This window comes from Kribbella catacumbae DSM 19601, from assembly GCF_000372465.1.
In the GTDB taxonomy this organism is placed as follows: domain Bacteria; phylum Actinomycetota; class Actinomycetes; order Propionibacteriales; family Kribbellaceae; genus Kribbella; species Kribbella catacumbae.
Window position 1 is genome coordinate 36,728 of record NZ_AQUZ01000067.1, and the last position, 8,896, is coordinate 45,623.

Sequence of the window (8,896 nt, forward strand, 5' to 3'; positions counted from 1 at the left end):
TGCGCGCCTGAATCGAATGAGCGAGAGGTAGTCACCGTGGTTTTCACACCGAGCTCGAGAGCGAGGCGGATCGGCCTGTCAGCCGCCGCCTCGCTCGCCGTCTTGGCCACCGGCATGACCGGGGCATCCCAGCAGGCAGTAGCCAACCGGCCGGCCCCGACTGGTCCTGTGGCGAGGCCTGCCGCCCAGGCAGCGGACCGGCACGTCACCTTGCTCACTGGTGATCGGGTCACCTTGGTGGGCGGCGATTCGGCGAAGGCGTCGGTCGAGCCTGGACCAGGTCGCCGGCACATGACGTTCAGTACGCAGCGGGTGAAGGACCAGCTGTTCGTGATTCCTTCCGACCTGAGTGGTGCGGTGGGCTCCGGCCGGCTGGACCGCCGGCTGTTCGACATCCAAGGGCTGATCAAGGCCGGGTACGACGACCGGGCCAGCCAGGTGATCCCGCTCGTCGTCACGTACCGCAGCAAGGCGAAACGTGGCGCTTTGCCAGGGGCCACCGTCCACCGGGCGCTGCCGGCGATCAACGGATCAGCGGTCAAGGTACAGAAGAAGGACACGGCCGCCTTCGTCAACGGGCTGCGGTTCGGTTCGCCGGCGGCGTTGGCGTCCAACGGGATCGCCAAGGTGTGGCTGGACGGCAAGCGGCACGTCTCGCTCGACCAGTCCGTCCCGCAGATCGGCGGCCCCGAGGCCTGGCAGGCGGGCTATACCGGCAAGGGCGTGTCGGTCGCGGTGCTGGACACCGGCATCGATTCCACTCACCCCGATCTGGCGCCTCAACTGGCAGGTGCCGCGAACTTCACCGACGAATCGGCGGGAGACTTGGTCGGACACGGAACCCACGTCGCCTCGACAATCGCCGGTACCGCGGCCGCGTCGGCCGGCAAGTACAAGGGCGTTGCCCCGGACGCGAAGCTGTACGACGGCAAGGTCTGTGAGGTCTGGGGTTGCCCAGAGTCCGCGATCCTGGCCGGGATGGAGTGGGCGGCGACCGTGGTGAAGGCGAACGTCGTCAACCTCAGCCTCGGTGGCTACGACACCCCGGAGGTCGATCCGCTCGAGGAAGCCGTCAACAGGCTGACGGCACAAACGGGCACGCTGTTCGTGATCGCGGCCGGTAACAGCGGGCCCGGTGAATCCTCGGTGGAATCGCCGGGCAGTGCGCACGCGGCGCTGACCGTTGGCGCGGTGGACAAGCAGGACCAGCTGGCCGAGTTCTCCAGCCGGGGCCCGCGAACCGGCGACGGAGGGCTCAAGCCGGATGTGACCGCGCCTGGCGTGGCCATCGTGGCGGCGAAGTCGAAGGACTCCACGATCGGCGTACCGGTCGGCGACCAGTACCTGAACCTCTCCGGTACGTCGATGGCCACGCCGCACGCCGCGGGCGCCGCGGCGCTGTTGCTTCAGCAGCACCCGACCTGGAAGGCGAACGAGCTCAAAGGCGCCTTGATGGCGTCGGCGAAGAGCGCGCCGGACCAGGGCATCTTCGAGCAGGGCGCGGGCCGGATCGACCTGACCAAGGCGATCAGGCAGACCCTGATCGTCGAGCCGACCGGCCTTGGCTTCGGTACGGCGCTGTGGCCACACACCGACGACGCTCCGGTGACCAAGGACGTCACCTATCGCAACTTCGGCGACCAGCCGGTGACGCTGAATCTCTCGGCCGAGCTGGCGGGACCCGACGGTGCTTCGGCGCCGGCCGGTGCGCTCAAGCTCAGTGCTGACACGCTGACCGTCCCGGCCGGAGGGACGGCAACCGTCACGGCGACCTCGGACACCAACCACAGTGGGGCGGACGGCAACTACTTCGGCCGGATCACCGCGAAGTCAGCCGACACCACGCTGGTGACGCCGGTCTGGCTGACCAAGGAGGTCGAGAGCCACACGTTGACGCTCAGCATGATCGGTCCCGACGGTCAGCCCGCGCAGGATGCCAACTTCTTGCTCTTCGGGCTGGACGACTACCTGTTCGAGAGCCCGGAGGTGCGCGACGGCACGGCGCGGGTCCGGCTGCCGAAGGCGGGCTATCACGTCTCGGGTGGGCTTTACGCGCAGCGACCCGGGAGGGAGGACTACAACAACTTCGAGATCGTCCAACCGACCCTGCAGCTCGATGCCGACACGACGATCGTGATGGATGTCCGCAGCACCAAGCCGGTGAACACCACGGTCCCGCGGGCAGACGCGAGAGTCATGATCACCAGCGTCGGCTACGTCCGCTGGAACCACGACCGCACCAGCGACCTGCGCTCGTCCCTCATCTCCGACTACATGGGTCAGGCCTACACCGCCCAACTGGGAGCATCGGCGCCCGCCGAGCAGCTCACCGGGTTCGTCTCGTCGCACTGGGGACTGCCCGGGCCGAACGGGGACTTCAAGAACACGCCCTTCCAGTACGGCTTGCTGATCACGATGCCGGGCCGGTTCCCCACCGGATTCGAACGGACGGTGAAGGCGGCCGACCTGGCCGTGGTGGATCAGACCCTCAACGCGACCGGTGACCGGACGGGCCTGCGGGAGCTCGGCGGGGCGGCACCCGGGGTCCCCGGGACCTTTTCGCCGAACATCGTCCATGACCTACCCGCCACCACCCGGCTGTATCTCGACGCGGCCCCGGCCGAGTGGAGCACCCGCGTCGCTGGTCTGGCGCCAGGGCCGCGACCTGACGAGGTGACCGTGGTGAGCTCCAGCGGGCAGCAGTACCAGGCAGGACGGACCTACCGGCAGCGGCTCAACGCGGCCGCCTTCGGTCCTGCGCCGAACACTGTCAGCAGGCAGGGGAACGACTTGCTCGTCCTCCTTTCCTCTACCGCCGACGCGGGTGGCAACCGTGGTGGCACCCGGGCGGACACGCAGAGCAGCAAGCTCTACCGCAACGGCCAGCAGATCGCGGAGTTCCCGTACTTCGGAGCGGCCGAAGCCTTCGACCTCCCGGCGGAAAAAGCGCAGTACAAGCTGGTCACGTCGCTGACGCGGCCGTCGTACTCGAGTTTCTCGACCAGGATCGACCTGACGTCGACGTTCAGTTCGGCGAAGACGGCGACCGAGACGTCGTTGCCGCTCCGCACGGTCCGGTACCAGCCGGCCGTCGACCAGCGGAACACGGTACTGCGGACCGCGGTGACCGAGTTGCCGGTCGTGCTGGACGGGACGCCCGGCGTTGTCCTGCCCACGGTGACGAAGCTGGAGATCCAGGTTTCGGGCGATGAGGGCAAGACCTGGAAGGCCGCGGCTGTCGTGCGATCCGGGGCCGGCTACAAAGCGATCTTCGTGACCCCGAAGGGAGGGTCCGTCTCGCTCAAGGCGCAGGTGGCCGATGCCGCCGGCAACACCACCGACCAGACTGTGATCGGCGCCTATCCGCTGCGCTGACCTCGAACGACGAACCCCCCGGGGATGTCCCGGGGGGTTCGTCGGTGCTGGCGGAGGTCAGCCGAGCAGGCCGAGGGCTTGGACTGCGTCGCGCTCCTCGCCGAGCTCCTTGGTGCTGGCGTCGATGCGGGCGCGGGAGAAGTCGTTGATCTCCAGGCCCTGGACGATCTCGTAGTCGCCGTTGCTCGTGGTGACCGGGAAGGAGGAGATCAGGCCCTCCGGTACGCCGTACGAGCCGTCGGAGACGACGGCCATCGACAGCCAGTCGCCGTCGGCCGAGCCGCGCAGCCAGTCGCGCGCGTGGTCGACGGTGGCGGCTGCGGCCGAAGCGGCCGAGGAGGCGCCGCGCGCCTCGATGATCGCCGCGCCGCGCTTCTGCACGGTCGGGATGAAGTCGTTCTCCAGCCAGGTCTGGTCGTTGACGACCTCGGCCGCGTTCTTGCCGGCCACCTCGGCGTGGAAGATGTCCGGGTACTGCGTGGCGCTGTGGTTGCCCCAGATGGTCAGCTTCTTGAGGTCGGTCACGTGCGTGCCGGTCTTCTTGGCCAGCTGGGCCAGCGCGCGGTTGTGGTCCAGCCGGGTCAGCGCGGAGAACCGCTCGGCCGGGATGTCCGGCGCGTTGCTGCGGGCGATCAGCGCGTTGGTGTTGGCCGGGTTGCCGGTCACGGTGATCCGGATGTCGTCGGCGGCGTGCTCGTTCAGCGCCTTGCCCTGGACGGTGAAGATCGCGCCGTTGGCCTCCAGCAGGTCGCCCCGCTCCATGCCCTTGGTGCGCGGGCGGGCGCCGACCAGCAGGGCGACGTTCGCGCCCTCGAAGATGGTGTTGGCGTCGTCGCCGATCTCGACCCCGGCCAGCGTCGGGAACGCGCAGTCGTCGAGCTCCATCACGACGCCCTCGAGCGCCTTCAGCGCCGGGGTGATCTCCAGCAGCCGCAGCTCGACCGGCGTGTCCGGCCCGAGCAGCGCACCGCTCGCGATCCGGAACAGCAGGCTGTATCCGATCTGACCGGCGGCGCCGGTGACGGCGACCTTCACGGGTGATTTGCTCACGACACGCTCCTCAAAGGATTCAACGACGGACTCTGTTCGGACGCTAGCAAGTCCGCCCGGCGTAGGCGACGGTGGGTCAGGTGATCCACACCACCCGTTCACCAACCGGATGCCGTCACGCCTTCTGATCCACCGAGGGTGTGCTCAGTCCCTGACTTGTAAGGAGAAATTTCGATGAAAACGGTGTTGCCCCGCCGGTTCGTCCCGGCGACCGCCTCAGCACTCGCGGTCGCCGCCGCGATCCTCGTGCCGCAGGTGTCCGAACCGTCCCAGAACACTGCTGCCACGCCTGCCGCTGCAGCCGCCAAGCACGATGACTTCGTCGTGGTCGGGCACCGAGGTGCTTCCGGGTACCGGCCCGAGCACACGCTGGCGGCGTACGAGCTGGCGGCGCGGATGGGCGCCGACTTCATCGAGCCCGACCTGGTGACGACCAAGGACCGCGTGCTGGTGGCCCGGCACGAGCCCGAGATCGGCGGTACGACGGATGTCGCCGCGCACCCGGAGTTCGCCGCGCGGAAGAAGACCAAGGTGCTCGACGGCGCCCCGCTGGCCGGCTGGTTCGCCGAGGACTTCACGCTGAAGGAGCTGAAGACGCTCCGCGCCAAGGAGCGGATCCCGGCGCTCCGGCAGCAGAACACGGTCTTCGACGGGAAGTACCAGGTCCCGACGCTGCAGGAAGTCATCGACCTGACCAAGCGGCTTTCGCGCGAGCTCGACCGGCCGATCGGGATCTACCCGGAGACCAAGCACCCGACGTACTTCCAGCAGCAGGGCCTCGCGCTCGAGCCGGAGCTGGTCAAGACGCTGACCCGCAACGGCCTCAACCGCCCGGACGCGAAGGTGTTCGTGCAGTCCTTCGAGGTCGCGAACCTGAAGGCGCTCGACAAGCAGCTCCGGGTCCCGCTGGTCCAGCTGACCAGCGCGTCCGGCGCGCCGTACGACTTCGTCGTGAGTGGTGACAAGCGCACGTACGCCGACGTCGTCTCGGCCAACGGCCTGCGCGAGGTCGCCACGTACGCCGACGGCGTCGGCCCGGCGAAGGACCAGGTCATCCCGCTCGACAGCACCGGCAAGCTCGGTACGCCGACCGCACTGGTCCGCGACGCCCACCGCGCCGGCCTCGTCGTGCACCCGTACACCTTCCGGGTCGAGAACAACTTCCTCCCGGCCAACCTCCGCAGCTCCACGGTCCTGGCCGACTCCGGCAACCTGTTCGCCGAGATCGACACGTTCCGCAAGGCCGGCATCGACGGACTGTTCTCCGACAACGCAGACATCGCGCTTGCCGCCGAAGCGGAGTCTAAGTAGTCCTGCTGACAAGATGACCGGGTGGAACGCAAGGTAGGTAGTGGCAATGCGACCGTCGAGGCTGAGGCGGACGGGACGTTTGTCCTCCGCGTCGACGGGTCGCTGCAGTCGCAGGTCGATCTTGCCGACCCCACCCATCTCGGGTTCGAGTACGTCCGCCGCATCGGGGACGTACTCGACCTGATCGCACCTCGCAAGCAGCCGATCTCCGCCGTCCACATCGGCGGCGCAGGGCTGACGCTCGCCCGGTACGTCGCCGTCACCCGCCCGCGCTCGCGGCAGGTCGTGCTGGAGCCGGACGAGGATCTGACCGAGTTCGTCCGCGAGACGCTGCCGCTGCCGAAGCGCTCCGGCATCAAGGTCCGCGGCACCACCGGCCGGGCCGGCATCACCGACCTGTACGACGATTCGGCCGACGTCGTGATCGTCGACGCCTTTGTCCGCGAGGCCGTCCCGGCGAATCTCGTCACCGCCGAGTTCGTCGCGCAGTGTGCCCGGATCCTCCGGCCGAGCGGTCTGCTCGTGTTCAACCTGATCGATGGAACCGCCGGGCTGGGGTTCGTCCGCCGGGTCGCCGCGACGCTGCGTTCAGGACTCGGCGACGGCGTCGTACTGGCCGAACGCAAAGTCCTGCGCGGCAAGGGTTTCGGGAACGTCGTCCTGGTCGGCTCACGCGCATCGGCCCCCGAGCCGGCCGGCTCGCGTGCGCAACCGCCGTACGAGGTGCTGCCGTTGGCTGAGCTCGCGGGCAAAGCGGTACCGCTGACGGATGCCGAGGGGTTCGTCTCCCCGGCGGCCCCGGCAGGGACTTTCGGCCGCTGAGTAAGGCGAACCTAAGCTAGTGGAACCCGACAAAACGTCGTCAGCTTCGGTCAATAGAGGCGGCGGACAGAGCCGGGCGGCAGGTAGCTTGGCCGGGTGTCTGCTGCCAGAGTTGCTGAGCTGAGGTACTACCCGGTGAAGGGTCTTGCCGGGGTTTCTGTCGACCGTACTGACGTACTCGCGACCGGCTTGCGACACGACCGGACCTTCATGTTGGTCGACCCCGACGGCACCTTCCTCAGCCAGCGCACCGTGCCGGCGATGGCGGCGCTGCGTACCGAGGTCCTGGGGGACGGGGAGGCGCTAAGGCTGTCCGCCGCCGGAGCCGACGACCTCGAAGTACCGGTCGCGTACGACGGGAAGCGGCGCGACGTGAGCCTGTTCGAGCGTTGGTTCGGTGCCGGCGTGGTGCAGGATGCCGCCGCCGACGAGTGGTTCTCCGAGCGGCTCGGCCGGCCGGTCGCGCTGGTCCGGGTCACGCCGGAGCACGAGCGGCCCGGCTGGGGCGTGCACAAGGGGCTGACCGGCTTCGGCGATGCGCACGCGCTGCTGGTCACGTCGCTGTCGTCGCTGGACGGGCTCAACGAGCGCATCGTCGAGGCGGGCGCCGACCCGATCCCGATGAACCGCTTCCGCCCGAACCTCATCATCTCCGGCTGGCCCGTCGCCCACACCGAAGATCGCGTACTGCGTGCGTCGGTGGGCGGTCTCGAGCTCGGCTACGCGGCCCGCGCCATCCGCTGCGCAGTACCGACGGTCGATCAGGCGACGGGGGAGAAGCGCGGGCCGGAGCCGACGCGCACCTTGGCGAAGTACCGTCGCCAGCCCGACTACGGCGGCGGCGTCAGCTTCGGCATGAAGGCCGCCGTGCTGACGCCGGGAGTGGTCACCGTGGGCGATGAGATCTTGGTACACGACTGGCTGCCCGAAGGCACGGATCCCGCCCCTGCAACTCGTTAGTCTGCGAGGCTCCACCTGAGTCCTGGGGAGTCGCCGTGCGTCGTGTCTTCGTTCTCCTGTCCACTCTGTTGCTCTGCTCGGGGTTGCTCACCTCCGAGGCCGTTGCCGTCAGCAACAGTGCGCGCGGGCCCGGCAAGGCGGCGTACGACGTGAAGCTGACCAGCGACGCGAGCGGGCGGACCTGGACCGGGCGGGAGCGGATCGCCTTCACCAACACGTCGGGCAAGCCGTTGGCCGAGATCTACCTGCGGCTGTGGGGCAACGGCTGGGACGGGTGCAAGCAGCCGGTCAAGGTCAGCAACTTCAGCGGCGGCGTCGCGGCGAAGCCGTCGGTGAACTGCACCGCGGTGAAGGTGAAGTTGCCGCGGGCGCTGGCTGCCGGCAAGCGGACCTCGGTCGCCTTCGACGTAACGATGACGGCGCCTGATCGGGCGGACCGATTCGGGAGATCAGGCGTCTACAGCTTCTTTGGCAATGCCCTGCCAGTACTGGCGGTTCGGGACGGCGCCGGCTGGCATCTCGAACCCGACGTCGGGATCGGCGAGAGCTACTACACGCTCGCCGCCGACTTCGTAGTACGGCTCAACCATCCCGCTGCCGTCCAGGTCCCCGCGACCGGCCGGACCTCGACCGTACGCCGGGGCAAGCAGGTGTCGACGGTCAGTATCGCCAAGCAGGTCAGGCTCCGAGCCGCAGGCATGGCTCGGAAGGCGACGCGGACCGCTGCGCACGCACACCCCGGCGCCGAGGCCCCGACACGCCGAGGGAAGCGTTTGCTAGCCGGAGACGGGTATGCGTGGGCGTCCCGGTCCTCGCCAGGCCCGACAGCGCTTGATCATTCGCCCCCTTTTGACCAAGCCCACCCACTTTGCACACCGGCCAGGCAGCCGACCCGCCGGACGGCGCTCAGCCGGTACCCAAGGCGATCCGCCCTCGGCGGATGCGGAGGGAAATGTCCCGGGTCGGGGGCAAAATCCTCCGGGGTTCGGCGAAAATCCTCCTAGGCCCCTCGTGCGCCGCTCTCCAGGATGGCACTCGTCACCGGTCCCGCCGGGTTGCGGGGTGCCGGTGGCGGGTTTTGTTACCGATGGCGCTTTGTAGCTTGCGTTTAAACCTCGGCCGCCTTGGTGTCGTGTCTGGTGATCAGTTCGGTGGCTTCGGCGGCGATGTCGCGCATCTGGGTGATGAGGGCGCGTAGCTGCCGGTCGTTGTTGATCCATTCGGCGTACAGGTTCGCCTCGTGTTCGGTGAGCCGACGGGTGACGGTCTTGCCGTTGATCTTGCGTGTCCACTGGTAGTAGGGGCCGTGCATGCGTGGCGGGTCGGCGTGGCAGCCGCAGTTGGGTTTGCCGCAGCGGGTGTGACGGCGGGTGATGGT

The 8,896-nt window shown here is 68.5% G+C and carries 7 protein-coding genes; 5 read left to right on the forward strand and 2 right to left on the reverse strand.

Annotated features, from left to right (window positions below; all coding sequences use genetic code 11):
- The first annotated feature begins 36 nt into the window (after nt 1-36).
- A complete protein-coding gene (locus A3ES_RS0139840; RefSeq protein WP_020392437.1) occupies nt 37-3,375 on the forward strand; it encodes a S8 family serine peptidase in 3,339 nt (1,112 codons plus the stop codon).
- A 57-nt stretch (nt 3,376-3,432) separates the two neighbouring features.
- Here A3ES_RS0139840 and A3ES_RS0139845 read toward each other — a convergent pair whose 3' ends face one another.
- Complete coding sequence (locus A3ES_RS0139845) at nt 3,433-4,425, reverse strand: malate dehydrogenase (protein ID WP_026163628.1); 993 nt, start codon at nt 4,423-4,425, stop codon at nt 3,433-3,435.
- Nucleotides 4,426-4,599: 174 nt separating this feature from the next.
- Between A3ES_RS0139845 and A3ES_RS0139850 the strand changes: the two genes are divergently transcribed.
- From A3ES_RS0139850 to A3ES_RS50100, 4 genes are all read left to right on the forward strand, one after another.
- Nucleotides 4,600-5,736 carry a glycerophosphodiester phosphodiesterase gene (locus A3ES_RS0139850; RefSeq protein ID WP_020392439.1) on the forward strand — a complete coding sequence of 379 codons (1,137 nt, stop codon included), beginning with the start codon at nt 4,600-4,602 and terminating at the stop codon, nt 5,734-5,736.
- 21 nt (nt 5,737-5,757) lie between these two features.
- Nucleotides 5,758-6,558 carry a spermidine synthase gene (locus A3ES_RS50095; RefSeq protein ID WP_020392440.1) on the forward strand — a complete coding sequence of 267 codons (801 nt, stop codon included), beginning with the start codon at nt 5,758-5,760 and terminating at the stop codon, nt 6,556-6,558.
- Nucleotides 6,559-6,654: 96 nt separating this feature from the next.
- Nucleotides 6,655-7,518 (forward strand): MOSC domain-containing protein, encoded by an 864-nt coding sequence (locus A3ES_RS0139860; RefSeq protein WP_026163629.1) that lies wholly within the window; start codon nt 6,655-6,657, stop codon nt 7,516-7,518.
- Nucleotides 7,519-7,553: 35 nt separating this feature from the next.
- Nucleotides 7,554-8,522: a gluzincin family metallopeptidase gene (locus A3ES_RS50100; RefSeq protein WP_020392442.1), complete on the forward strand. Its 969-nt coding sequence runs from the start codon at nt 7,554-7,556 to the stop codon at nt 8,520-8,522.
- Between the two features lie 104 nt (nt 8,523-8,626).
- Here A3ES_RS50100 and A3ES_RS50105 read toward each other — a convergent pair.
- On the reverse strand, nt 8,627-8,896 hold a 270-nt coding region (locus A3ES_RS50105; protein ID WP_020390865.1), incomplete at its 5' end, for a DUF6788 family protein.

Bases quoted from the DNA above. Each gene is read 5' to 3' on its own strand.
- A3ES_RS0139850 (WP_020392439.1), top strand. From the start codon at position 4,600: ATGAAAACGGTGTTGCCCCGCCGGTTCGTCCCGGCGACCGCCTCAGCA.